Origin of the sequence: Streptomyces sp. NPDC018019, from assembly GCF_044327805.1 — a bacterium.
Lineage (GTDB): Bacteria > Actinomycetota > Actinomycetes > Streptomycetales > Streptomycetaceae > Streptomyces.
Genome location: NZ_JBIRGD010000017.1, coordinates 1 through 24007, shown reverse-complemented (window position 1 = coordinate 24007; position 24007 = coordinate 1). Strand labels below are relative to the sequence as shown.

The 24007-nt window shown below is 71.0% G+C and carries 22 protein-coding genes; 19 read left to right on the top strand and 3 right to left on the bottom strand.

Annotated features, from left to right (window positions below):
• Window positions 1-137 precede the first annotated feature (137 nt).
• The 3 genes from ACH4FX_RS26170 (at window position 138) to ACH4FX_RS26160 (ending at window position 3622) form a co-directional block, all read left to right on the top strand.
• Entirely contained in the window at window positions 138-1448 is a 1311-nt protein-coding gene (locus ACH4FX_RS26170) for a site-2 protease family protein (protein WP_398482851.1), read from the top strand.
• Window positions 1449-1881: 433 nt separating this feature from the next.
• Complete coding sequence (locus ACH4FX_RS26165) at window positions 1882-2790, top strand: tRNA (adenine-N1)-methyltransferase (RefSeq protein WP_398347413.1); 909 nt, start codon at window positions 1882-1884, stop codon at window positions 2788-2790.
• Between the two features lie 253 nt (window positions 2791-3043).
• Window positions 3044-3622, top strand: coding sequence for a hypothetical protein (locus ACH4FX_RS26160; RefSeq protein ID WP_398482849.1), 579 nt, complete (start codon window positions 3044-3046; stop codon window positions 3620-3622).
• 15 nt (window positions 3623-3637) lie between these two features.
• On the opposite strand, the gene ACH4FX_RS26155 is transcribed toward ACH4FX_RS26160, so the two are convergent.
• Window positions 3638-3925 carry a ferredoxin gene (locus ACH4FX_RS26155; protein ID WP_398482847.1) on the bottom strand — a complete coding sequence of 96 codons (288 nt, stop codon included), beginning with the start codon at window positions 3923-3925 and terminating at the stop codon, window positions 3638-3640.
• 241 nt (window positions 3926-4166) lie between these two features.
• On the opposite strand from ACH4FX_RS26155, the gene arc reads away from it, so the two are divergent.
• From arc to prcA, 5 genes are all read left to right on the top strand, one after another.
• Entirely contained in the window at window positions 4167-5933 is a 1767-nt protein-coding gene (gene arc, locus ACH4FX_RS26150) for a proteasome ATPase (protein WP_398482845.1), read from the top strand.
• Window positions 5934-6210: 277 nt separating this feature from the next.
• Window positions 6211-7722: a depupylase/deamidase Dop gene (dop, locus tag ACH4FX_RS26145; protein ID WP_398482843.1), complete on the top strand. Its 1512-nt coding sequence runs from the start codon at window positions 6211-6213 to the stop codon at window positions 7720-7722.
• A gap of 177 nt (window positions 7723-7899) precedes the next feature.
• Window positions 7900-8118, top strand: a complete 219-nt coding sequence (locus ACH4FX_RS26140; protein WP_003981605.1) for a ubiquitin-like protein Pup — start codon at window positions 7900-7902, stop codon at window positions 8116-8118.
• Window positions 8119-8513: 395 nt separating this feature from the next.
• Window positions 8514-9359, top strand: coding sequence for a proteasome subunit beta (prcB, locus tag ACH4FX_RS26135; protein WP_398482841.1), 846 nt, complete (start codon window positions 8514-8516; stop codon window positions 9357-9359).
• A 64-nt stretch (window positions 9360-9423) separates the two neighbouring features.
• A complete protein-coding gene (gene prcA, locus ACH4FX_RS26130) occupies window positions 9424-10233 on the top strand; it encodes a proteasome subunit alpha (protein ID WP_398482839.1) in 810 nt (269 codons plus the stop codon).
• A 252-nt stretch (window positions 10234-10485) separates the two neighbouring features.
• On the opposite strand, the gene ACH4FX_RS26125 is transcribed toward prcA, so the two are convergent.
• On the bottom strand, window positions 10486-11532 hold the full coding sequence (locus tag ACH4FX_RS26125) for a LacI family DNA-binding transcriptional regulator (RefSeq protein ID WP_398482838.1): 1047 nt from the start codon (window positions 11530-11532) through the stop codon (window positions 10486-10488).
• Between the two features lie 126 nt (window positions 11533-11658).
• Between ACH4FX_RS26125 and ACH4FX_RS26120 the strand changes: the two genes are divergently transcribed.
• From ACH4FX_RS26120 to tatC, 10 genes are all read left to right on the top strand, one after another.
• Window positions 11659-12927 carry an MFS transporter gene (locus tag ACH4FX_RS26120; RefSeq protein WP_398482836.1) on the top strand — a complete coding sequence of 423 codons (1269 nt, stop codon included), beginning with the start codon at window positions 11659-11661 and terminating at the stop codon, window positions 12925-12927.
• A 9-nt stretch (window positions 12928-12936) separates the two neighbouring features.
• A complete protein-coding gene (gene pafA / locus ACH4FX_RS26115; protein ID WP_398482834.1) occupies window positions 12937-14298 on the top strand; it encodes a Pup--protein ligase in 1362 nt (453 codons plus the stop codon).
• Between the two features lie 172 nt (window positions 14299-14470).
• Window positions 14471-15463 (top strand): FKBP-type peptidyl-prolyl cis-trans isomerase, encoded by a 993-nt coding sequence (locus ACH4FX_RS26110; protein ID WP_398482832.1) that lies wholly within the window; start codon window positions 14471-14473, stop codon window positions 15461-15463.
• A 57-nt stretch (window positions 15464-15520) separates the two neighbouring features.
• Window positions 15521-15895 (top strand): FKBP-type peptidyl-prolyl cis-trans isomerase, encoded by a 375-nt coding sequence (locus ACH4FX_RS26105; RefSeq protein ID WP_398482830.1) that lies wholly within the window; start codon window positions 15521-15523, stop codon window positions 15893-15895.
• Window positions 15896-16079: 184 nt separating this feature from the next.
• Entirely contained in the window at window positions 16080-17069 is a 990-nt protein-coding gene (locus ACH4FX_RS26100; protein WP_398482828.1) for a helix-turn-helix transcriptional regulator, read from the top strand.
• Window positions 17070-17090: 21 nt separating this feature from the next.
• Window positions 17091-18041 (top strand): helix-turn-helix transcriptional regulator, encoded by a 951-nt coding sequence (locus ACH4FX_RS26095; RefSeq protein ID WP_398482827.1) that lies wholly within the window; start codon window positions 17091-17093, stop codon window positions 18039-18041.
• Between the two features lie 25 nt (window positions 18042-18066).
• The gene (locus ACH4FX_RS26090) at window positions 18067-18327 is read left to right on the top strand and encodes a hypothetical protein (RefSeq protein WP_398482825.1); all 261 of its coding nucleotides are present in this window, start codon (window positions 18067-18069) and stop codon (window positions 18325-18327) included.
• Between the two features lie 93 nt (window positions 18328-18420).
• Window positions 18421-18624 carry a hypothetical protein gene (locus ACH4FX_RS26085; RefSeq protein WP_398482823.1) on the top strand — a complete coding sequence of 68 codons (204 nt, stop codon included), beginning with the start codon at window positions 18421-18423 and terminating at the stop codon, window positions 18622-18624.
• Between the two features lie 207 nt (window positions 18625-18831).
• Window positions 18832-19119, top strand: coding sequence for a Sec-independent protein translocase subunit TatA (gene tatA, locus ACH4FX_RS26080; protein WP_398482821.1), 288 nt, complete (start codon window positions 18832-18834; stop codon window positions 19117-19119).
• Between the two features lie 112 nt (window positions 19120-19231).
• Entirely contained in the window at window positions 19232-20155 is a 924-nt protein-coding gene (tatC, locus tag ACH4FX_RS26075) for a twin-arginine translocase subunit TatC (protein WP_398482819.1), read from the top strand.
• A 110-nt stretch (window positions 20156-20265) separates the two neighbouring features.
• Here tatC and ACH4FX_RS26070 read toward each other — a convergent pair whose 3' ends face one another.
• Window positions 20266-20592, bottom strand: coding sequence for a hypothetical protein (locus ACH4FX_RS26070; protein ID WP_398482817.1), 327 nt, complete (start codon window positions 20590-20592; stop codon window positions 20266-20268).
• Window positions 20593-20911: 319 nt separating this feature from the next.
• Between ACH4FX_RS26070 and ACH4FX_RS26065 the strand changes: the two genes are divergently transcribed.
• Entirely contained in the window at window positions 20912-23731 is a 2820-nt protein-coding gene (locus ACH4FX_RS26065) for a DEAD/DEAH box helicase (RefSeq protein WP_398482815.1), read from the top strand.
• Window positions 23732-24007 lie beyond the last annotated feature (276 nt).

Below are 24007 nucleotides of genomic sequence, written 5' to 3'. Positions count from 1 at the left end.
TGGGAGACCGGGACGGGCGTCGCGAAGCGTTCCGCATACCATCGACGCCAGACCCTTTCGCCCTGCATGATCGACATGCCGTACCGGACCGGAACCGGACGGGCAGGAGCGAAGGCCGCAATCGACGAGGGGACGCCGTGGACGAGAGTGGGAAGTCGCAGGACCCCGAGGAGTCCGCGCACCCCCAACCGCCCAACCCGCCCGGACCGTCCGACCCGGCCCGCGGCACCGGCCGCACGCGGCCGTCCGGGAACCGCCCCTCCAAGCGGCAGCCCCCCAAGACCCCACCGGGCCGGCGCACCGGCGGCGGCATCCTCATGGGCCGCCTCTTCGGCGTACCGGTCTATGTGGCGCCCAGCTGGTTCATCGTCGCCGCGCTGATCACCTGGGTCTTCGGCGGCCAGCTCGAACGGATCCTGCCGGAGCTGGGCGCCGCCCGCTACCTCGTCTCGCTCTTCTTCGCCGTCGCCTTCTACGCGTCCGTGCTGGTGCACGAGCTGGCGCACACCATCGCCGCGCTGCGCTTCAAGCTCCCGGTGCGCCGCATCCAGCTCCAGTTCTTCGGCGGCGTCTCCGAGATCGAGAAGGAGTCCGAGACCCCCGGCCGCGAGTTCGTCCTCGCCTTCGTCGGCCCGCTGCTCTCCCTCGTCCTGGCGGGCGTCTTCTACGGCGGTATGAAGCTGGTCGAGCCCGGCACCGTACCGGGCGTGCTGCTCGCCGGACTGATGATCTCCAACCTCATCGTCGCCGTCTTCAACCTGCTCCCCGGCCTCCCGCTGGACGGCGGCCGGATGCTCCGTGCCGTCGTGTGGAAGATCACCGGCAGGCCGATGACCGGCACCGTCGCCGCCGCCTGGGTCGGCCGCGCGCTCGCCATGACGGTCCTGATCGGCCTGCCGCTGCTCACTCACACCGGCGCCCTGGGCAACGCCCCCACGGACCTCGGCGGCGCCGACTCGATCACCGACGCCCTGCTCGCCGCGATCCTCGCCGCGATCATCTGGACCGGCGCGGGCAACAGCCTGCGCATGGCCCGGCTGCGCGAACGCCTGCCGGACCTCCAGGCCCGTACCCTCACCCGGCGCGCCGTCCCGGTCGAGGCCGACACGCCGCTGTCCGAGGCCCTGCGCCGCGCCAACGACGCGGGCGCCCGCGCCCTGGTCGTCGTGGACCGTCAGGGCCGGCCCACCGCCGTCGTCCGGGAGACCGCCATCGTCGGCGTGCCCGAACACCGCCGCCCCTGGGTCGCCGTCAGCGGCCTGGCCCAGGACCTGAAGGACGGCATGCGGGTCTCCGCGGAGCTCGCGGGCGAGGACCTCCTGGACTACCTGCGCGCCACCCCTGCCACCGAATACCTGGTGGTCGAGGAGACCGGCGAGATCTACGGCGTCCTGTCCACCGCCGACGTGGAGCGCGCCTTCGTCGCCGCCATGGCCCGCCCGTCCTGACCCGGAACCCCCCACGCCGAGGCTTCACCCACCCCACCCCGGGTAAGCCCCCGTCGGGGGAACGATCACGTTCGATTCGCCCTGTAGGTGGCCCGCCGCCCTCCCCGGCCCGCCCCCCGGCCCGGCCCTCCGCCGCCCCGGCTCCGGCCCGCCGCCCCGGCCTGCCCCCAGACCCACCGCCCCGGCCTGCCCCCCAGGCCCGCGGCCTCCGCCCGCCGTCCTCTCTGCCCGGCCCGTCTCGGGCCCCACGTGCTTCCCGCCCGCCGCCCTTGGGTAAGCCCCTGTCGGGGGAACGATCACGTTCGATTCCCCCTGTAGACGGCCTGCGCCCCGCCCCCGCCCCACCCGCCCCCACCCCCGGCCCTCCGCCCCTGGCCCGCCCCCGCTCCTCCTCTTGGTACTGACCGCTCCCCGCGCCCGGTAGGCTGGTCACATGTCCGAACCGACCGGTGCCGCCCGCCGTCGCGGGCCCTTCAAGGTCGGGGACCAGGTCCAGCTCACCGACCCCAAGGGACGCCACTACACGTTCACGCTCGAAGAGGGCAAGAGCTTCCACACCCACAAGGGAGCCTTCCCCCACGACGAGCTGATCGGTGCTCCCGAGGGCAGTGTTGTCCGTACCACCGGGAACGTCGCCTACCTCGCGCTGCGCCCGCTGCTCCCCGACTACGTCCTGTCCATGCCCCGCGGCGCCGCCGTGGTCTACCCCAAGGACGCGGGGCAGATCCTGGCGATGGCCGACATCTTCCCCGGCGCGCGCGTCGTCGAGGCGGGGGTGGGCTCCGGCTCGCTCAGCAGCTTCCTGCTGCGCGCCATCGGCGACCAGGGCATGCTGCACAGCTACGAGCGGCGCGCCGACTTCGCCGAGATCGCCACGCAGAACGTCGAGCGCTACTTCGGCGGTCCGCACCCGGCGTGGACGCTCACCGTCGGTGACCTCCAGGACAACCTCTCCGACACGGACGTCGACCGGGTCATCCTGGACATGCTCGCCCCCTGGGAGTGCCTGGAGGCCGTCTCCAAGGCGCTCGTCCCGGGCGGCATCCTGTGCGCGTACGTGGCGACGACGACGCAGCTGGCCCGCACCGTCGAGGCCATCCGCGAGCACGGCACCTTCAACGAGCCGTCGGCCTGGGAGACCATGGTCCGCACCTGGCACGTCGAGGGCCTCGCCGTCCGCCCCGACCACCGCATGATCGGCCACACCGGCTTCCTGCTGACCGCCCGCCGCCTCGCGGACGGCGTCGAGCCGCCGCTGCGCCGGCGGCGTCCGGCCAAGGGCGCGTACGGCGACGACTACACCGGTCCCGGCAGCTCCAGCGGAGGCGCGGAGCGCGGCTGACCCGCGGCCCGCACGCCGACCGGCCCGCGGTACGCACACCGGCGGAGCCCGGCCGGCGCACCGCTCGCACCACCGGAACCGCACGCACTTTGAACCGTCCGGCGCCGCCGACGAGTTCCCGCCCGCCGGGAACCGCCGGCGGCGCCGCTTCGTTCCAGGGGCGATGCCCCGCCCGAGTGTTCCCCGGCGGCCCGCCCTGTGGAACGATGCTGGGCACTCCCACCGCCACAGCTCTTCACAGGAGTTACCCCGCGTGCAGCTCACGGCAGGCCAGGACCTCCCGCACACCCGCACCCGCGCCCTGCACTGGCTCGCCACCGCCGCCGCCCTCGCGGCGGTCGTCGCGACCGCGTCCTTCGTCCAGCCCCCCGACGCCACGGCCACCGCCGCCCCCGGCGCCCGCGCCGCCGCCGGCCCGGCCCCCGACCCGCGTGCCGCCGCTTATCCGGTCGACTGCGGCCCCAACCGCCTCGACGTGGTCGGCAGCGCCACCGGCGACCTCGACGGCGACGGCAGCCCCGAGACGGTCGCCGTGGTCCGCTGCCACACCGAGACGGGCACGCCGCCCAGCGGCGTCTACGTCCTCGCCGGGCCCCCGGCGGGCAAGGGCGCCCCGCGGGTCGCCGCGACCCTCCTCGCGCCCGCACAGCAGCGCAGCGTCGAGGGCTTCGCCGTACGCGGCGGTGTGATCACCGCAACCCTCCTGGGCTACTCCTCGGACGCGGTGCCGCGCTGCTGCCCGGACGAGCGCAAGCCGACCAAGTGGCAATGGAAAGGCGGGAAGTTCGTCCAGAGCGAACTTCCCGCCTCGTCCGACACCGCGGGTGTGTGATCCGTCACACTGGGTCTACTCCGCGTCCGGGCCGTAGACCTCCACCTGGTCCGCGACGCGGCGCACGTGGATACAGTCGCCCGGGCACTCCTTCGCGGAGTCCCGTACGTCGTTGAGCAGCGGCAGGGGAACGGGGGTGGTGGCCCCCTTCTCCTGCAGCAGCTCGTCGTCGGCGCTCTTCACATAGGCCAGACCGTCGATGTCGAGTTCGAAGACCTCCGGCGCGTACTGCGCACAGATGCCGTCGCCGGTGCAGAGGTCCTGGTCGATCCAGACCTCCAGTGCTTGGTCCTGCGCCGTCATCTCGCCTGCCGTTCCTGCGTACGTGAATCAAATGGGGCCCACCCTGACGGGTGTTGACCGTCTCGACGATACAACCGTCCGCTTTCTGATGTTGTTGGGTGGGTATCCCCCTGAGGTGAGGACGTGCGCAAGGGTGAAGATCGGACACGCCCCGACAGTCTTTTCGATCTAGGGGTTTCAACCTGCACCGGCCCAGGTAGGGTCAGGAAGCGTCCAGCTCCCCTTGGAGGAGGTGAGGACCGTGGCAGCCCACGACGACGACATCAACCGCGGCATCCGGCCGGGGCGGGGGTCTGACGACCCTGCCGGCCAGGTTGCCTATCTCGAGCAGGAGATCGCCGTCCTGCGACGCAAGCTCGCCGACTCTCCGCGTCACACGAGGATTCTCGAAGAGCGGATCGTCGAGCTGCAGACCAACCTGGCCGGCGTTTCGGCACAGAACGAGCGACTCGCCAATACGCTGCGCGAGGCGCGCGACCAGATCGTCGCCCTCAAGGAGGAGGTCGACCGGCTCGCACAGCCGCCGGCCGGCTTCGGCGTCTTCCTGCAGGCGAACGAGGACGGCACGGCCGACATCTTCACCGGAGGCCGAAAACTCCGGGTGAACGTCAGCCCGAGCGTCGACCTCGACGAGCTGCGGCGTGGCCAGGAGGTCATGCTCAACGAGGCGCTCAACGTGGTCGAGGCCATGGAGTACGAGAACGCCGGGGACATCGTCACCCTCAAGGAGATCCTGGAGGACGGCGAGCGCGCCCTGGTCATCGGGCACACCGACGAGGAGCGGGTGGTGAGGCTCGCCGAGCCGCTGCTGGACATCACCATCCGCCCCGGCGACGCCCTGCTCCTGGAACCGCGCTCCGGCTACGTCTACGAGGTCATCCCCAAGAGCGAGGTCGAAGAGCTCGTCCTCGAAGAGGTCCCGGACATCGACTACACGAAGATCGGCGGTCTGGGCGGCCAGATCGAACTGATCCGCGACGCGGTCGAGCTCCCGTACCTCTACCCGGACCTGTTCAAGGAGCACGAACTGCGCCCGCCCAAGGGCGTGTTGCTCTACGGGCCGCCCGGCTGCGGCAAGACGCTCATCGCCAAGGCGGTGGCCAATTCGCTCGCCAAGAAGGTCGCCGAGGTGACCGGCAAGCCCGCGGGGAAGAGTTTCTTCCTCAACATCAAGGGCCCCGAGCTGCTGAACAAGTACGTCGGCGAGACCGAGCGGCACATCCGCCTGGTCTTCCAGCGGGCCCGGGAGAAGGCGAGCGAGGGCACCCCCGTCATCGTCTTCTTCGACGAGATGGACTCCCTCTTCCGCACCCGCGGCTCCGGGGTCAGCTCGGACGTGGAGAACACCATCGTCCCCCAGCTGCTCTCCGAGATCGACGGTGTGGAGGGCCTGGAGAACGTCATCGTCATCGGCGCCTCGAACCGCGAGGACATGATCGACCCGGCGATCCTGCGCCCCGGCCGGCTGGACGTCAAGATCAAGATCGAGCGTCCGGACGCCGAGGCCGCCAAGGACATCTTCTCGAAGTACCTCACGGAGAACCTCCCGCTGCACGCCGACGACCTCGGCGAGCACGGCGGCTCCCGCAAGGCCGCGGTCGGCGCGATGATCCAGTCGGTCGTCGAGCAGATGTACGCGGAGTCCGAGGAGAACCGCTTCCTGGAGGTCACCTACGCCAATGGTGACAAGGAAGTCCTCTACTTCAAGGACTTCAACTCCGGCGCGATGATCGAAAACATCGTGGGCCGCGCCAAGAAGATGGCCATCAAGGCATTCCTCGAACACAACCAGAAGGGCCTTCGCGTCTCCCACCTGCTCCAGGCGTGCGTGGACGAGTTCAAGGAGAACGAGGACCTGCCCAACACCACCAACCCGGACGACTGGGCCCGCATCTCCGGCAAGAAGGGCGAGCGGATCGTTTACATCCGCACCCTGGTCACCGGCAAGCAGGGCGCGGACACCGGCCGCTCCATCGACACGGTGGCGAATACCGGCCAATACCTGTAACACCGCTGACCGGCTGCGGATGTCCTGCACGGGGCGTCCGCAGCCGGACGCTTTTCCGGGGCTACGGGGGTGATCCCCCGGAACGCAGCGACTCAGCAGGTAAGAACCGGACTGGAGCAATGACTGTAATGATCTCCCCAGCGCCGCAAAGGCGTTCTAGGCTCTTCGGTACCGCCGCGTCACGCACTGCGGAAGCGGGGGCCGCACACGGACCGGAAGCGCAGCGGTACTTGAGCGCCGACCCCATCCGGGGGCGCCGCCGGGCAAGGAGGGCCGCATGACCGTACGGCGAGTAATGGGAATCGAGACGGAGTACGGGATCTCCGTCCCCGGCCACCCGAACGCCAATGCCATGCTCACCTCGTCCCAGGTCGTCAACGCCTACGCGGCGGCGATGCACCGGGCGCGACGCGCCCGCTGGGACTTCGAGGAGGAGAACCCGCTGCGGGACGCCCGAGGCTTCGACCTCGCCCGCGAGAACGCCGACGCCAGCCAGCTCACCGACGAGGACATCGGGCTGGCCAACGTGATCCTCACCAACGGGGCACGCCTGTACGTCGACCACGCGCACCCGGAGTACAGCTCGCCGGAGGTCACCAACCCGCGCGACGCGGTGCTCTGGGACAAGGCCGGCGAGCGCATCATGGCCGAGGCCGCCGAGCGCGCGGCCCAGGTCCCCGGCGCCCAGCCCATCCACCTGTACAAGAACAACACCGACAACAAGGGCGCCTCGTACGGCACGCACGAGAACTACCTGATGAAGCGGGAGACCCCGTTCTCGGACATCGTGCGCCACCTGACGCCCTTCTTCGTCTCCCGCCAGGTCTACGCCGGCGCCGGCCGCGTCGGCATCGGCCAGGACGGCCACGAGCACGGCTTCCAGATCAGCCAGCGCGCCGATTACTTCGAGGTCGAGGTCGGTCTGGAGACCACGCTCAAGCGCCCCATCATCAACACCCGCGACGAGCCGCACTCGGACGCCGAGAAGTACCGCCGGCTGCACGTGATCATCGGGGACGCGAACCTCTCCGAGATCTCCACGTACCTCAAGCTGGGCACCACCGCACTGGTCCTGTCCATGATCGAGGACGGCTTCATCGCCGTGGATCTCGCCGTCGACCAGCCCGTACGCACCCTTCACCAGGTCTCCCACGACCCGACGCTGCGCCGGCTGATCACGCTGCGCAGCGGCCGGACGCTGACCGCCGTACAACTCCAGATGGAGTACTTCGAGCTGGCGCGCAAGTACGTGGAGGACCGGCTCGGCGCGGACGCCGACGAGCAGACCAAGGACGTCCTGGCCCGCTGGGAGGACGTTCTGGGGCGCCTGGAGCACGACCCGATGAGCCTGTCCGGCGAGCTGGACTGGGTGGCCAAGCGGGAGCTGATGGAGGGCTACCGGCGCCGGGACGGCGTGGACTGGGACGCGCCCCGGCTCCACCTGGTCGACCTCCAGTACGCCGACGTACGGCCCGACAAGGGCCTCTACAACCGCCTGGCGGCCCGCGGCAAGATGCAGCGGCTGCTGACGGACGCCGAGGTCGCGCGGGCGGCGCAGGCGCCCCCGGAGGACACCCGGGCGTACTTCCGCGGCCGGTGCCTGGAGCAGTACGCGGACGACGTGGCGGCCGCCTCCTGGGACTCGGTGATCTTCGATCTGCCGGGCCGTGACTCTCTGCAACGGGTGCCGACGCTGGAGCCGCTGCGCGGCACCCGCAACCACGTGAAAGAGCTGCTCGACCGGTGCCGTACGGCCGAGGACCTGGTGCGGGTCCTCTCCGGAGGGTGACCGGGGGCCCGATCGGGCACCCGATCCGGGGCTAAAGGTTGCCCGGGCGGGAATCATCGGGGTGACTCCCGGACGTTGCACGAAGACGACCAAGAACAGGGCCGATGTCAGACCTTGCTTGTAGGGTCTGATCTTGACAGTCACATCGAGCGGGGCGAACCGAGCGGGGTGAGGGACATGGCGACCAAGGACACCGGCGGCGGACAGCAGAAGGCGACGCGTTCGACCGAAGAGGTCGAGGAGCAGTCGCAGGACGCACAGGCCGCGGACGATCTCAAGGAACGGCAGGAGAAGCTGTCGGACGACGTCGATTCGGTGCTGGACGAGATCGACGACGTGCTGGAGGAGAACGCCGAGGACTTCGTGCGGAGCTTCGTGCAAAAAGGCGGACAGTAACGGCGGGCCGGTTTCCGTCGGCGGCCGCTGCGGCAGCCGCGGGCGCGGTGGCCCCCCGGCCGCGGGCGCCGGCGACGGGAACCGGTGCGACGGATGCCGACTCCGGTCCCGGGAGCGTGCGGCCGCGCCGGCTGCCGCGCGCTCCCGGCGTCGTTCGAGCGCGCTCGGTGAGCGTGTGCGCACAGGCCGTCCCGGGCGTCGGCCGCGAGCGCGGGGCCGTGGGGGAGACGGGCTGCCTCAGTCGTCACCCGTCGGTTTCCGCGTGCATGTGGATCATGACGCCAGGACAGGTAAGGTCCGGGACGTACTGTCTTCAGCTGCAACGCAGCGCTGGGCCAATTCAAGGATCGGCCGGACGCTTTGGCGCGGACGGCCGGATATCTGGAAGGAAACGTGTGGAAGCCAACACTCGTAGCACCGGGCGTCTACCAGCCGCCTTCCTGACGCCCGGGTCCTCGTCGTTCATGGACTTCCTCGGGGAGCACTCGCCGGAGCTGCTGCCGGGCCGGCGGCAGCAGCTGCCCGTGCAGGGCACCGTCGAGGCGCCGCACGGCACGACGATCGTGTCCGCGTCCTTCCCCGGCGGCGTGGTGCTGGCCGGCGACCGCCGCGCGACGATGGGCAACGTCATCGCGCAGCGCGACATGCAGAAGGTCTTCCCCGCCGACGAGTACTCGGCCGTCGGCGTCGCCGGCACGGCCGGTCTCGCAATCGAGATGGTCAAGCTCTTCCAGCTGGAGCTGGAGCACTTCGAGAAGGTCGAGGGCGCCCAACTCTCCCTGGAGGGCAAGGCCAACCGCCTGTCGACGATGATCCGCAGCAACCTCGGGATGGCCATGCAGGGCCTGGCCGTGGTGCCGCTGTTCGCCGGCTGGGACGTGGACCGCGAGAAGGGCCGCATCTTCTCGTACGACGTGACCGGCGGGCGTTCGGAGGAGCACGGCTTCGCGGCGACGGGCTCCGGCTCGGTCTTCGCGCGCGGCGCCCTGAAGAAGCTCTACCGCGACGACCTCACGGAGAACCAGACCGCCACGGCCGTCGTCCAGGCGCTGTACGACGCCGCCGACGACGACTCGGCGACCGGCGGCCCCGACCTGGCCCGTCGCATCTACCCGATCGTCACGGTGATCACCGACGAGGGCTTCCGGCGGTACACCGAGGCCGAGGTGTCGGAGATCGCCCGCGCCATCCACGAGCGGCGGCTCGAAGAGCCCGAGGGCCCGCGCGCCGCGCTGCTCTGAGGGCGGGGAGTCCGCCATGCATGCGCCACTGAGAGAGTCATTGACAGAAAGGGACGGATAGCCGGTGTCGACGCCGTTCTATGTCTCACCCCAGCAGGCCATGGCCGACCGCGCCGAATACGCCCGCAAGGGCATCGCGCGCGGCCGCAGCGTCGTGGTGCTGCAGTATGCCGACGGCGTGGTCTTCGTCGCCGAGAACCCGTCCCGCGCCCTGCACAAGGTCAGCGAGATCTACGACCGCATCGCCTTCGCGGCGGTCGGCAAGTACAACGAGTTCGAGAACCTGCGCATCGGCGGCGTGCGCTACGCCGACCTGCGCGGCTATACCTACGACCGCGCGGACGTGACCGCGCGCGGCCTCGCCAATGTCTACGCCCAGACCCTCGGCACGATCTTCTCCAGCGCCGCCGAGAAGCCGTACGAGGTCGAGCTGATCGTCGCCGAGGTGGGCAACGCCCCCGAGGACGACCAGATCTACCGCTTGCCGCATGACGGTTCGATCGTGGACGAGCACGGTTCGGTCGCGGTGGGCGGCAACGCCGATCAGATCAGCAGCTACCTCGATCAGCGGCACCGTGACGGCATGACGCTGGGCGAAGCGCTGAAGCTGGCCGTCGAGTCGCTCTCGCGCGACAACAACGGCGGTGAACGCACCCTGACCGCCGAGCAGTTGGAGGTCGCCACCCTCGACCGCACGCGTCCGCAGCAGCGGAAGTTCAAGCGGATCCTGGGCCGGCAGCTCTCCCGGCTGCTGGAGGAGAACGGCGCCGCGGTGACCGGGGAGGGCTCCCAGGGGGCCGCGGACGAGTCGTCGGACGCGTCGGACTCCGAGGGCACTTCCGGTTCCGAGGGCGGCTCGGGCTCCGGCTCGTAGCCCCGGCCGGCCGCGGCGTACGGCAGGTGCCGGACGCGCCGCCGGCCGAGCAGCACATGGGCACTTGCGCGCCCCGGCGGGTGGACGACCCGCCGGGGCGCGCCGCGTTGTGGCGGGCGGCCGGTCCCGGGCCTCTACGGCCGTGCGCCGGGCTCGTACCGCAGCGCCGGGGCCATACGGCCGCGCCGAGGCCCGTACGTCCGCGCCGGATTCCGTACCCCCGTGCCGGGCCCGTCCGCCCACCCTCGCGCCCTACGGCGCCGCCGCCGTCGAGCCCCGTACGACCAGCTCCACCGGCAGGGTCACCGGCGCGGGCGTACGGCCGTCCAGCGCGGCCATCAGAGCGCGCATCCCGGCGGCGCCGATATCCTCCGCGGGCAGCCGGACGGTGGTCAGTTCCGGCTCCACGGCCCTGGCCAGCGCCAGGTCGTCGAGGCCGGTGACGGAGAGGTCCTCGGGCACCCGCAGGCCCAGGCGGCGGGCGGCCTTGCAGGCCCCGGCCGCCACCAGGTCGTCGTCGCACAGCAGGGCGGTCGGGCGCGGGCCCGGCCGGGTCAGGGCCGCGTGCGCGGCGTGCAGGCCGGCGTCCACGCTGAGCGCCGCGGGCTCGGTCCGGACGTCGGCGTCCGCGACGCCGCGCAGCGCCTCGGCGAGGGCCGCGGACCGCACGTGGAAGGTCCAGGAGTCCACGTCGGCGGCGAGGTGGGCGATGCGGCGGTGGCCGAGTCCGAGCAGATGCGCGGCCAGGCGCCGGACGCCGTCGGCGATGTCGGGGTTGACGGTCGCGGTGGCGCCGGGGTCGTCCGGGTCGCTGTCGAGCATGACCAGCGGCAGATCCTCGCCGCGCATGGCGGTCAGCGCGCCGGCGGCCATGGAGGAGGCGATCACGCCGTCCAGCGAGGCGCGCGCCGAGGCGAACGGGTCGCGGGCCGGGCCGATGCCTTCCGGGGAGGGGTACAGGACGACGCCGAAGTCGTGGTCGGCGGCGACGCGGGCCGCTCCGGTGTAGACGCGGGCGAAGTACTCGGTGGTCAGGGCGGGCACGACGAGCAGCGCGGTACGGGTGCGGCCCAGGCGGAGGCTGCGGGCGGCGAGGTTGGGGCGGTAGCCCAGGTCGCGCGCGGCGGCGCGGACGGACTCGGCCTTGTGCGGCGAGACCCGGCCGCGCCATTTGTCGCCCAGGACGAGGGAGACGGCGGCCTGCGAGACCCCGGCGGCGCGGGCGACGTCCCGGCTGGTGACACGGGGGCCGGCGACGGTGCCGCGGCGTGCGGGGATGGGCGGCTCGGGGGCGGTCACCGGGGTTCGGGCTCCTCGCGTCGGTCGTCGCGGTATGGACCCGCGGGTTGGGGACATGATACGTATGACGCCGCACGTTATACGTAACACTCATCACCGGCCGCGCGCCGGACGGAAGGGGCGGGCATGGGCGCTGGATACGCGCAGCTGCTCGGTACCCGGCACGCGGCCCGGCTGCTGGCCGGGACGCTGGTCGGCAGGCTGCCGAACGCGACCGGGCCGCTGGCCGTGGTGCTCTTCACCCGTGCCGAGGGCGGCGGCTACGTCCTCGCGGGCGTGCTGTCCGCCGTGTATGGGGTGAGCAACGCGATCGGGCAGCCGCTGCTGGGGCGGGCGGTGGACGTGTACGGGCAGCCGCGCGTGATGCTGCCCTCGGCGGTGGTCTCCGCCCTGGGCATGGTGCTGCTGGCGGCCGTCGGCCTGGACCCGCTGCCGGTGGCGTACGCCGCCATGGTGGTCGCCGGGTTCTTCACGCCGCCGTTGGAGGGCGGGCTGCGCGCGCTGTGGCCGGGGGTGCTCAAGCGCGAGGACCGGGTGCACGCCGCGTACGCGCTGGACGCGGTGGCCCAGGAAGTGCTGTTCGCCGTGGGCCCGTTGCTGGTGACGACGTGCGTGGCGCTCTGGTCGGAGCGGTGGGCGCTGCTGGTGATCAACGCGATCGGGGTGCTCGGCGCGCTCTCCGTGGTGGCCTCCCCGCCCTCCCGGCAGTGGCGCAGCGCGCCGCGCGAGGCGCACTGGCTGGGGGCGCTGCGGTCGGCCGGGATGCTGGTGCTGATCGCCTCGTTCTTCTTCGTGGGGCTGGCGCTGGGGTCGATCGCGGTGGCGGCGGTCGCGTACGCCGACGAGCACGGCGGCGGCATGGTCTCCAGCTATCTGCTGTCCGCGCTCGGCGTCGGCGCCCTCGCGGGCGGGGTGGTGTACGGGGCGCGGCAGTGGCCGGGGCACCCGGAGAACCGGCTGCGGCTGCTGGTGGCCCTGCTGGCGCTGGGGTACCTGCCGCTGGCGCTGGCGCCGGGTGTGGCGGGCATGACGCTGCTGACGGGCGTGGCCGGGGTCTTCCTGGCGCCCGCGCTGGCGTGCGCGTTCGTGGTGGTGGACCGGCACGCGCCGCGGGGGACGGTCACCGAGGCGTTCTCCTGGCTGGTGACGACGTTCGGGGTCGGCTCCGCGGTGGGCATGACGGTGGTCGGGCCCGCCGTGGAGTGGGGCGGTCCGGCCGCGGGGTTCGCCGTGGCGGGCGGGGGCGGGGTGGCCGCGCTGCTCGTCCTGGTGTCGACAAAGCGCTTTCTTTCCCCTGGTGGGCGCGCCCTCGTGAGCGGGCCTGTGCAGGTCACGGCGGAAACTGATCGAAACGAGGCCGTCCAACCCGGTTTCAGAGCAGGCCATCAGGCGTAATGTTCAGTCATGGACCGCCGCATTTTCGGGCTGGAGAACGAGTACGGCGTCACGTGCACGTTCAGGGGACAGCGCCGACTGTCTCCTGACGAAGTGGCGCGGTACCTCTTCCGCCGTGTCGTGTCATGGGGCCGCAGCAGCAATGTCTTCCTGCGGAACGGCGCCCGCCTGTACCTGGACGTGGGATCGCATCCGGAATACGCAACCCCCGAGTGCGACAACGTGACCGAGCTGGTCACCCACGACAAGGCCGGCGAGCGCATTCTCGAAGGACTGCTGGTCGACGCCGAGCGCCGCCTGCACGAGGAGGGAATCGCGGGCGACGTCTATCTCTTCAAGAACAACACCGATTCGGCCGGAAACTCCTATGGTTGCCACGAAAACTATCTCGTGGCCCGGCACGGGGAGTTCTCCCGGCTCGCGGACATTCTCATTCCCTTCCTGGTCACCCGTCAGCTGCTGTGCGGCGCGGGCAAGGTCCTGCAGACGCCGCGCGGGGCCGTCTACTGCGTGAGCCAGCGCGCCGAGCACATCTGGGAGGGCGTCTCCTCGGCGACCACCCGCTCCCGTCCGATCATCAACACCCGCGACGAGCCGCACGCCGACGCGGAGCGCTACCGCCGGCTGCACGTCATCGTCGGCGACTCCAACATGTCCGAGACGACCATGCTGTTGAAGGTCGGGGCCACCGATCTCGTGCTGCGCATGATCGAGGCGGGCACGGTCATGCGCGACCTGACCCTGGAGAACCCGATCCGGGCCATCCGGGAAGTCAGCCACGACATAACCGGCCAGCGCAAGGTGCGGCTGGCCAGCGGACGGGAGGCGTCGGCGCTGGAGGTCCAGCAGGAGTACTACGAAAAGGCGGTGGACTTCTGCGAACGGCGCGGTATCCGTACGGGCATGGTCGAGCGGGTCCTGGAATTGTGGGGCCGTACGCTCGAAGCCGTACGGGAACAGGATCTCGACCGCATCGACACCGAGATCGACTGGGTGATGAAGTACAAGCTCATCGAGCGCTACCGCACCAAGAACAACATCACCATGTCGCATCCGCGGGTGGCGCAGATAGACCTCGCGTATCACGACATCCACCGCCGCCGGGGTCTTTACTACCTGCTGGAGCGCAAGGGCCAGGCCGCCCGCATCTGCAACGACTTGAAGATCTTCGAGGGCAAGTCGGTGCCGCCGCAGACCACCCGGGCGCGGCTGCGCGGTGATTTCATCCGCCGCGCGCAGGAACAGCGCCGGGATTTCACGGTGGACTGGGTGCACCTGAAGCTCAACGACCAGGCGCAGCGCACGGTGCTGTGCAAGGACCCGTTCCGTTCCGTGGACGACCGGGTGGAGAAGCTGATCGCCGGGATGTGAGTCCGGTGTGTCACCGGATTCGGTGACGGCCGGACGTGGCTGTGCCGGGAGCGCCCGCGCTCCCGGCACATCGCTGTATTGGGCCGTTGTGTTGCGCAGGGAAATGCACCCGGGGTCAGGTCGTAGAGTGACGGGCATTGCCCACCCACCCCACGACCCCGAGTTGGACTCCATGAACTTCACGAAGAACACCCGCCGCGCCGCCGCCGCGGCGCTGACCGTGCCCCTCCTGCTGTTCACCGCCGCCTGTGGGTCCGAGGACGGCAAGGGCTCGTCGGCCGCCGCGGTCGCCAAGGTGGAGGGGAAGCCCGGGGAGCAGCCCAAGATCACCGTACCGAAGGACGCCAAGGCGTCCGACGAGGTGGTCACCAAGACGCTGAACGAGGGCAACGGCGCCGCGGTCAAGAAGGGCGACTACGTCCGGCTGGACTTCGCCGCGCAGGCGATGAAGACCGGCCAGAACCTCGGCAGCACCTGGGCCCAGCAGCAGGGTTCGGACGCCAAGGCGCCGCGGACGCAGGTCGTCGGTCAGGTCAGCGACCAGCCGACCCAGCAGCAGCTGCCGCCGAAGGTGATGGCGGCGGTCGCGGGCCAGAAGGTCGGCAGCCGCTTCGAGGTCGAGGGCACCGCCAAGGCGCTGGTCGGCGAGAACCTGAACCCGCAGTCCGGCATCAAGCCGGAGGACGGCCTGGTGTGGGTCGTGGACGTGGTCGCCGCGGGCAAGGCCGACAAGAAGGGCAAGGCCGAGGGCGAGCAGGCGGCGCCGGAGGAGGGCATGCCCGAGGTGAAGTCGGAGGGCGAGAAGGCCGCGACGATCACCATCCCCAAGGGGGAGAAGGCGCCCACCGAGCTGAAGGAGCAGGTGCTCGTCAAGGGCAAGGGCCCCAAGGTCAAGGCCGGTGACGGACTGATCGCGCAGTACACGGGGGTGAAGTGGGAGGACGGCAAGAAGTTCGACTCCTCCTGGGACCACGGCGGGGCCACCGCCTTCCAGATCGGCACCGGCGCCGTCGTCAAGGGCTGGGACCAGGCGCTGGTCGGCAAGAACGTCGGTGACCGGGTGGAGATCGTGATTCCGCCGAAGCTCGGTTACGGCGCGAACCCGCAGAGCGAGCTGGCGAAGAACACCCTCGTCTTCAGCGTGGACATCGTCGGCACCGTCTGACCATGATCTGCCAGACTGGGCCCGTAGCTGTGCAGATTCTTTCGTAGGAGCACTTTCGTGAACATCGACAAGCCCGAGATCGACTTCCCCGAGGGCCCGGTCCCCGATGACCTGGAGATCGTGGACCTGTGGGAAGGGGACGGGGCGGTCGCCAAGGCCGGGGACTTCGTCAAGGTCCACTATGTCGGGGTCGCCTACAGCTCCGGCGAGGAGTTCGACGCCAGCTGGAACCGCGGCAAGCCGCTGGAGTTCCAGCTCGGTGCCGGCCAGGTCATCCCCGGCTGGGACCGGGGCGTCCAGGGCATGAAGGTCGGCGGCCGCCGCCGACTGACCATCCCGCCGCACCTGGCGTACGGCGACCACGGCGCGGGCGGCGGCCGCATCGCGCCCGGCGAGACGCTGATCTTCGTCTGTGACCTGATCTCCGTCTGAGACCGGCGACGCCCGGCCGTGGCACAGCGGCGGCCGTCGCACTCCGAGGGCCCGTACCGTCCGGTACGGGCCCTCGGCCGTCGCCGCCCGGACCCCCGCCCCCAGCTCTCCGGGCCCTCGGCTTTGCCGCAGGTCCCCGGAGCGGTACGGTCATCGGTCGGGAGTCCGACAAGAAGGGGCGTCGATGGCCATTGCCAAGGCCGAGCGGCTGATGAATCTGGCGCTGTGCCTTCTGGGTACCCGTCGCCCGCTGACCAAGCGCGAACTGCGGTCCTCCATCGAGGCGTACGTGGAGACGTTCGGCACCGGGGACGGCGGCACGGGCAACGACGACTCCTTCAACCGGATGTTCGAGCGCGACAAGGACGACCTGCGCGAACTGGGCCTGGTCATCGAGACCGTCGAAGCACTGGACGGCGAGACCGGCTACCTCGCACGCCGGGACAGCAACCGGCTGCCCCCGATCACCCTGGACGCGGCCGAGGCCGCCGCGCTGGGCCTGGCCGCCAAGATCTGGCAGCAGGCCCGGCTGGCCGGCGCCGCCAGCGGCGCCCTGCAGAAGCTGCGCGCCGCCGGCATGCCCTTCGAGGACGACGGCAGCTTCGAGGCCCGGCAGCCGCACAGCGCCCTGGAGCCCCGCATCCCCGCCCACGAGGCCGCCTTCGAGCCCCTGATGCTCGCCTGCCGCGACCGCCGGCCCGTGGTCTTCGACTACCGCAGGTCCAACGCCGCCCGCCCCGAGCAGCGGCAGGTGGAACCGTGGATATTGGAGTGCTGGCGCGGCCACTGGTACCTGGCCGGCTGGGACCGCGGACGGCAGGCCGAACGCGTCTTCCGGCTCTCCCGTATCACCGGCAAGGTCCGCTCCCGGCAGGGCAAGTTCACCGCCGAGGTGCCCGACCACGTCACCGTCCGCGAGACGGTCGAGAGCTGGGCGGGCGAGACCGCCACCGGCACCGCCCGCATCAGACTCCGCGCCGACCACGGCTACCCGCTGCGCGCCCGCGCGCTGAGCGTCCGTGAGCTGGGCGACGGCTGGGACGAACTGGAGATCCCGTACGGGCACGGACTCGACGCCTGGCTGGTGGAGTTCGGCCCCGACGTGGTGGTGCTGGACCCCGCCGAACTGCGGGCCGACGTCGTGGACCGGCTGCGCGCCGTGGCCAAGGGCTGAAAAGGACGGGACGCACACTCCATGGCTACGAACGCGATCGACCAGACCCGGCGCATGCTGTCGCTGGTGACATACCTGCGCGAGCGCCCCGGTGCCCGGGTCTCCGACGTCGCCCGCGCCTTCGGCATCTCCGAGGACGAGCTGATCGCCGACCTCGACGTACTGCCCATGTGCGGTACGAGCTTCCGCGGCGGCGACCTCCTGGACATCGACACCGACGGCGACCGCATCTGGTGGCACAACCCCGACGACGTCGCCGAACCGCTGCGGCTGGCCGCCGACGAGGCGACCGCGCTGCTGGTCGCGGCCCGCGCCGTGGCCACCCTGCCCGGCCTGCGCGAGGGCGACCGGCAGGCCCTGCTGCGCGCCACCGCCAAGCTGGAGGCCGCGGCGGGCGAGGCGGCCGGCGCCAGCTCCCGGGTCTCGGTCACCTTCGAGTCCGAGGGCGGCGTCTTCGCGGACGTCGACCGGGCCATCGCCGAGCGGCGCCGACTGTGGCTGCGGTACTACTCGCCCGCGCGCGACGAGCTCACCGAGCGCGAGGTGGACCCGATCCGGCTGTTCGCGGTGGGCCACACCTACGTCGAGGCGTGGTGCCGGCTCTCCGAGGCGCGCCGTACCTTCCGGCTCGACCGGGTCGCCGAGATCAAGCTGCTGGACGCCCCCGCCGACCCGCCGCCCGTCGAACTGCGCGACCTGTCCGAGGGACTGGTGCAGCCGGCCGCCGAGGACCCCGAGGTCGTCATCGAGGTGGGCCCCGGCGGCCGCTGGGTGGCCGAGTACTACCCGCACGACAGCGCCGAGGAACTGCCCGACGGCGGCCTGCGCATCACGCTGCGCACCCCCGACCCCGCGTCGCTGCGGCGGCTCGCGCTGCGCCTGGGCCGGGACGGCCGGATCGTCTCGCCGCAGGCCCTGGCGGACAGCGCGCGGCAGGCGGCCCGGCAGGCCCTCGCGGCGTACGGCGAGTAGGCGCGCGGAAGGGCGGGCGGCAACGATGACGACGACCACGGCGGGCGCGATGACCACGACCCTGACCGGCCCGGTGCTCTTCAAAGCGGCGTGCCCCGACTGCCGAGGCCGCTTCGAGCTGGCCTCCGACGCCCTCCGCCTGGCCATCGGCGCCAGCAGCCGCACCACCTTCTACTCCTTCACCTGCCCCGACTGCGGCAGCGCGGTCCGCAAACCCGCGGGGGAGCGGATCATCGAACTGCTCACGGGGGGTGGGGTGCGGACGTTGCGGGTGTATGGCGGGTGATCGCCCCGAGCCCGGCCCGCCTCCGAAGGCTCTTAGTATGTCCCACTTTTCGTGGGATCCGTCACGTTCGCGCCCCCCGATAGGCTTCGCCCCATGCTCTGGCCCATGATCGCCATCGTCCTCGGATTCCTCGGCCTCGCCGTGCTCGGGGTCCTCGCCATCCGCGTCTTCGTGGAGGTACGGCGGCTGGCCCGCCAGGTGGGGGAGACCTCGCAGCGCATCCAGCGGGCCGCCCAGGACCTGGAGCGCGCGGCGACACCCCTTGCCGCACGGGCCCACGAATCCCTGCGGGACTGATACCGCACCCTGCTGCTACGGGTGTGCGGGCGGTACGCTGCTGTTCGCAGTCCCGGCCGCGAGGCGGCGGAGGAAACCCACGGTATGCACGCCCATTGCCGCCCGTTCACCGCCGAACGTTACGATCGCTGTCAGCACTAGCACGCCCGTCCGACCCCCACGGCAGGCACCGAAGTAGACGCCGACCCGGCGAGAAGGTAGTCGCACATGCTCAGCAACCTCAGGGCCCCCGAGATCATTCTGATCCTCGTCGTCATTGTGCTGCTGTTCGGCGCGAAGAAGCTCCCGGACATGGCACGTTCGCTCGGCAAGTCGGCCCGCATCCTCAAGAGCGAGGCCAAGGCGATGAAGAAGGACGGCGGCGAGGGCGAGGCCCCCGGCAAGGACGCCTCCTCCGCCGACTCCCAGGCCGCGCCGCGGACGATTCAGGCAGCCCCGGGCGACGTGAGCAGCTCGCGCCCCGTCGCCGAGCCGAACCGCACCACCCAGAGCTGACCGGAGCCGACCAGCCCGGCCGGCCAGGTCGGCCGGCGGCGGCCGATGCACGAGACGAGGACGTGGGTTGCTCAAGTCTGCCCGCAAACAGCAGAGGGATCCCGAGGGGCGGATGCCGCTCGCGGAGCATCTGCGTGAGCTGCGCAACCGACTGCTGAAGTCGGTCCTGGCGATCGGCGTGGTCACCGTCGTGGCCATGCTGTACTACAAGGACATCGCCCAGTTCATCACAGGCCCGGTCATCGATTCCGTCGGCTGTCCGCGCGGTACGCCCGCGGGCACCCCGTCGCCGGGTCACCCCTGCGCGGAGGTCACGGCGCAGGGCATGCTGGCACCCTTCACCATCCTGCTCAAGGTGTCGCTCACCACGGGCGTCGTGGTCGCCAGCCCCGTGTGGCTCTACCAGCTCTGGGCGTTCCTCGCGCCCGGACTGCACAACAACGAGAAGAAGTACGCGCTCAGCTTCGTGGGTGCGGGTGTTCCGCTGTTCCTCGGCGGCGCCTACCTCGCGTATGCGGTGCTGCCGACCACGGCCGCCGCGCTGGTCGGTCTGACGCCCGACAACTGGTCCAACCTCTTCCCCGCGGACGAGTTCCTGGACATCGTCACGCGGATGGTCGTCGTCTTCGGCCTGGGCTTCGAGCTGCCGCTGCTGCTGGTCCTGCTGAACTTCGGCGGCGTGATCACTGGGCGGCGGGTGCTGAGCTGGTGGCGCTTCATGGTGCTGGGCATCACCGTCTTCGCCGCGATCGCCACGCCCACCGGCGACCCGCTGACCATGGGTCTGGTGGCCGCCCCGATCGTGATCCTGTACTTCGGCGCCGTGGCCATCTGCCTGCTCAACGACCGCCGTCGCGGGCGTGCCAACCCCGACCGGGACCTGAGCGACGACGAGGCGTCCGAGCTGGACTTGACGCCCGAGAGCATCAGCAGCTCCGAGCCCGTGTCCGGCAGCCGGATGCTGCCGGGCCAGGCCAACGGCGACGGGCATGGCGACGGGGCGCCGCGGCGTAATGGGTACGACGACGCGACATAACTTCTCACCTGGTCCGCCAAGGGTCTGATAAGCGCACGAGAAGGAGCCCGGCAGCCATGGCTGCCGGGCTCCTTCTCGTTGCGGGGGCATCACGGCCGCAGCCGCCCAGATCAGCAGCTCTTGCGGCTTCCGAAATTGGTCGGCTTGTTGTAGAAGACCTTGGAGCCCGAGCCCTTCGCCTTGACAGGTATGCAGGTCTCGAAGAGGGACGTGGGGCCGGTCTTCACCCAGAACGACTGAGCGCTGTTACAGGTGTTGCTGTAGTAGACGGTCCAGGTGATGGAGCCATCGCCGTAGGAGTAGTTGAAGCAGCCGACGCTGCCCCGGTGAACGGCCTGGGCGCCGGTGGTCGCGGCCATGGCGGGGCCGGCGTTGGCCAGGCCGATGACGGACGCCAGTCCCACCGCGATGCCTGCGGTGCGCTTTCCGAAACGCATACTGTCTCCTCGTTCGCTGGTCGGGGAGCGCGCGGCCGGACTGCTCCCGCGTCCCCGTGATCAACTCAGGAGCCTAGAAAAACGAAGATCGTCGATAACAGACGGTTTACGGCCATATACGGAAACGAATCGAACAGAGATCTTGCGGGCGGATGGCAGGCCCCTCCGCGGGAAGGTGTGGCGCACCGACGGGACGGGGCCCATGGTGGTATCGCGGCCGCAGAAGCGGGTGGGACGCCCGGTGCCGGGGAGCCCCCGGTAAAGCCCGTCCATAATGATCGGCTCGTTGTCAGAGGTGGCCGGTAGGCTCGTAAGCACGATGACCGAGGACATGTCCCCTGCTGAGCGCTACGCCGCCGCCAAACTGCGGGCGGCGGAGCAGGCCACCGCACTCGCCCCTTTCCGTGAGATGTACGACTTCGCGCTGGATCCGTTCCAGATCGAGGCGTGTCGGGCCCTGGAGGCCGGTAAGGGCGTGCTGGTCGCGGCCCCGACCGGATCCGGCAAGACGATCGTGGGCGAGTTCGCCGTCCACCTGGCCCTGGAGCAGGGCCGCAAATGCTTCTACACGACGCCGATCAAGGCGCTCTCCAACCAGAAGTACCAGGACCTGGTGCGGCGCCACGGCGCGGACCGGGTCGGGCTGCTGACCGGTGACAACAGTGTCAACTCCGAGGCGCCGGTGGTCGTGATGACCACCGAGGTGCTGCGGAACATGCTGTACGCGGGCTCGCAGTCGCTGTCCGGGCTCGGCTATGTGGTCATGGACGAGGTGCACTACCTGTCCGACCGCTTCCGGGGCGCCGTCTGGGAAGAGGTGATCATCCACCTGCCCGAGTCCGTCACCCTGGTCTCGCTGTCCGCGACGGTCTCGAACGCGGAGGAGTTCGGTTCCTGGCTGGACACCGTCCGCGGTGACACGGAAGTGATCGTCTCCGAGCACCGCCCGGTGCCGCTGTGGCAGCACGTGCTCGCCGGCCGCCGGATGTACGACCTCTTCGAGGAGCGCGAGGGCAAGGGGAAGGGCAAGGCCGGCCGCCGTGAGGTCAACCCGGACCTGGAGCGGCTGGCCCGGATGGAGAACAGCCGCCCGACGTTCGGCCGGGACAAGCGCCGCGGCCGCAACCTGCGGGAGGCGGACCGCGAGCGCGAGCGGCGCCAGCGCAGCCGTATCTGGACGCCCGGCCGGGCCGAGGTGATCGACCGGCTGGACCAGGAGGGCCTGCTGCCGGCGATCACGTTCATCTTCAGCCGGGCCGGGTGCGAGTCCGCCGTCCAGCAGTGCCTGTATTCCGGGCTGCGGCTCAACGACCAGGAGGGCCGGGCCCGGGTCCGCGCCATCGTGGAGGAGCGGACGGCCGGTATCCCGGACGAGGACCTGCACGTCCTGGGCTATTACGAGTGGCTGGAGGGGCTGGAGCGGGGCATCGCCGCGCACCACGCGGGCATGCTGCCGACCTTCAAGGAGGTCGTGGAGGAGCTGTTCCTGAAGGGGCTGGTCAAGGCGGTCTTCGCGACGGAGACGCTGGCGCTGGGCATCAACATGCCCGCCCGTTCCGTCGTCCTGGAGAAGCTGGTCAAGTGGAACGGCGAGCAGCACGCCGACATCACCCCGGGCGAGTACACCCAGCTCACCGGCCGCGCCGGCCGCCGCGGCATCGACGTCGAGGGCCATGCGGTGGTGCTGTGGCAGCGCGGCATGGACCCGGGCGCCCTGGCGGGCCTCGCCGGTACGCGTACGTATCCGCTGCGCTCGTCCTTCAAGCCGTCGTACAACATGGCGGTCAACCTGGTCTCGCAGTTCGGGCGGCACCGTTCGCGCGAGCTGCTGGAGATGTCGTTCGCGCAGTTCCAGGCGGACAAGTCGGTGGTGGGCATCTCGCGCCAGGTGCAGAAGAACGAGGAGGGCCTGGCCGGTTACAAGGAGTCCATGACCTGCCACCTCGGCGACTTCGAGGAGTACTCGCGGCTGCGCCGGGAGCTGAAGGACCGGGAGACGGAGCTGGCCAAGCAGGGCGCGGCGCAGCGCCGGGCCGCGGCCGCCGCGGCGCTGGAGAAGCTCCGGCCGGGTGACGTGATCCACGTACCGACGGGCAAGTACGCGGGGCTGGCGCTGGTGCTGGACCCGGGCATGCCATCCGGGCGGACCAACGGCCACCGCGGTTACGACGCGTACGACGGCCCCCGGCCGCTGGTGCTGACCGCCGAGCGGCAGGTCAAGCGGCTGGCGTCGATCGACTTCCCGGTGCCGGTGGCGGCGCTGGACAGGATGCGCATCCCGAAGTCCTTCAACGCGCGCAGCCCGCAGTCGCGCCGCGACCTGGCGTCCGCGCTGCGTACGAAGGCCGGGCACATCGCGCCGGAGCGGCACCGCAAGCAGCGGTCGGCGGCGGCCGACGACCGGGAGATCGCGCGGCTGCGTACGGAGATCCGGGCGCACCCCTGCCACGGCTGCGACGAGCGCGAGGACCACGCGCGCTGGGCCGAGCGCTACCACCGGCTGCTGCGCGACACCCGTCAGCTGGAGCGCCGTATCGAAGGCCGGACGAACACCATCGCGCGCACCTTCGACCGGATCTGCGGTCTGCTGACCGAACTTGACTACCTGGAAGGTGACACGGTCACGGACCAGGGCCGACGGCTGGCGCGGCTCTACGGCGAACTGGACCTCCTCGCCAGCGAATGCCTGCGCGCCGGCGTCTGGGACGGGCTGGGCCCGGCCGAACTGGCCGCCTGCGCCTCGGCGTTGGTCTACGAGGCCCGCCAGGCGGACGACGCGGTGGCGCCGAAGCTGCCGTCGGGCAAGGCCCGGGACGCGCTCGGCGAGATGGTGCGGATCTGGGGCCGGCTGGACGCCCTGGAGGAGGACCACAAGATCAACCAGGCCGAGGGCGTCGGCCAGCGCGAGCCGGACCTCGGCTTCGCGTGGGCCGCGTACCGGTGGGCTTCCGGGTTCGGCCTGGACGAGGTGCTGCGCGAGGCGGAGATGCCGGCCGGTGACTTCGTGCGCTGGTGCAAGCAGCTGATCGACATCCTCGGCCAGATCGCCGCCGCCGCGCCGCCGGAGGTCGCCCGGAACGCGCGCAAGGCCGTGGACGCGGTCCTGCGGGGTGTGGTGGCGTACTCGTCCGTGGGGTGAGGCCCGCGGCGGGGCGCGGATGCGGTGGTACGGCTGGGGCGGTGCGGCAGACTGCCGGCCCCGTACGTCCGCGCTCCCGCCCGGCCGTACGCCCGGCCCCGTCGCCCGGCCGCACGTCCCGCGGCGACGCCCTGCCCCCGTCGCCCGGCCGCACACCCAGCGGGGGGCCCCCCCCCCCCCCCCCCCGGGGGGGGGCCCCCCCGGCGCCCCCCCCGCGCGGCGGGGGGGGGGGGCCGGGGAAGTGAAAGAAAAACAACAAAAAAAAAAAAACCAAAA

Bases quoted from the DNA above. Each gene is read 5' to 3' on its own strand.
- ACH4FX_RS26165 (WP_398347413.1), top strand. From the start codon at position 1,882: ATGTCCGAACCGACCGGTGCCGCCCGCCGTCGCGGGCCCTTCAAGGTC.
- ACH4FX_RS26155 (WP_398482847.1), bottom strand. From the start codon at position 3,925: ATGACGGCGCAGGACCAAGCACTGGAGGTCTGGATCGACCAGGACCTC.
- dop (WP_398482843.1), top strand. From the start codon at position 6,211: ATGACCGTACGGCGAGTAATGGGAATCGAGACGGAGTACGGGATCTCC.
- ACH4FX_RS26140 (WP_003981605.1), top strand. From the start codon at position 7,900: ATGGCGACCAAGGACACCGGCGGCGGACAGCAGAAGGCGACGCGTTCG.
- ACH4FX_RS26120 (WP_398482836.1), top strand. From the start codon at position 11,659: ATGGGCGCTGGATACGCGCAGCTGCTCGGTACCCGGCACGCGGCCCGG.
- pafA (WP_398482834.1), top strand. From the start codon at position 12,937: ATGGACCGCCGCATTTTCGGGCTGGAGAACGAGTACGGCGTCACGTGC.
- ACH4FX_RS26110 (WP_398482832.1), top strand. From the start codon at position 14,471: ATGAACTTCACGAAGAACACCCGCCGCGCCGCCGCCGCGGCGCTGACC.
- ACH4FX_RS26100 (WP_398482828.1), top strand. From the start codon at position 16,080: ATGGCCATTGCCAAGGCCGAGCGGCTGATGAATCTGGCGCTGTGCCTT.
- ACH4FX_RS26095 (WP_398482827.1), top strand. From the start codon at position 17,091: ATGGCTACGAACGCGATCGACCAGACCCGGCGCATGCTGTCGCTGGTG.
- ACH4FX_RS26090 (WP_398482825.1), top strand. From the start codon at position 18,067: ATGACGACGACCACGGCGGGCGCGATGACCACGACCCTGACCGGCCCG.
- ACH4FX_RS26085 (WP_398482823.1), top strand. From the start codon at position 18,421: ATGCTCTGGCCCATGATCGCCATCGTCCTCGGATTCCTCGGCCTCGCC.
- tatA (WP_398482821.1), top strand. From the start codon at position 18,832: ATGCTCAGCAACCTCAGGGCCCCCGAGATCATTCTGATCCTCGTCGTC.
- tatC (WP_398482819.1), top strand. From the start codon at position 19,232: ATGCCGCTCGCGGAGCATCTGCGTGAGCTGCGCAACCGACTGCTGAAG.
- ACH4FX_RS26070 (WP_398482817.1), bottom strand. From the start codon at position 20,592: ATGCGTTTCGGAAAGCGCACCGCAGGCATCGCGGTGGGACTGGCGTCC.
- ACH4FX_RS26065 (WP_398482815.1), top strand. From the start codon at position 20,912: ATGACCGAGGACATGTCCCCTGCTGAGCGCTACGCCGCCGCCAAACTG.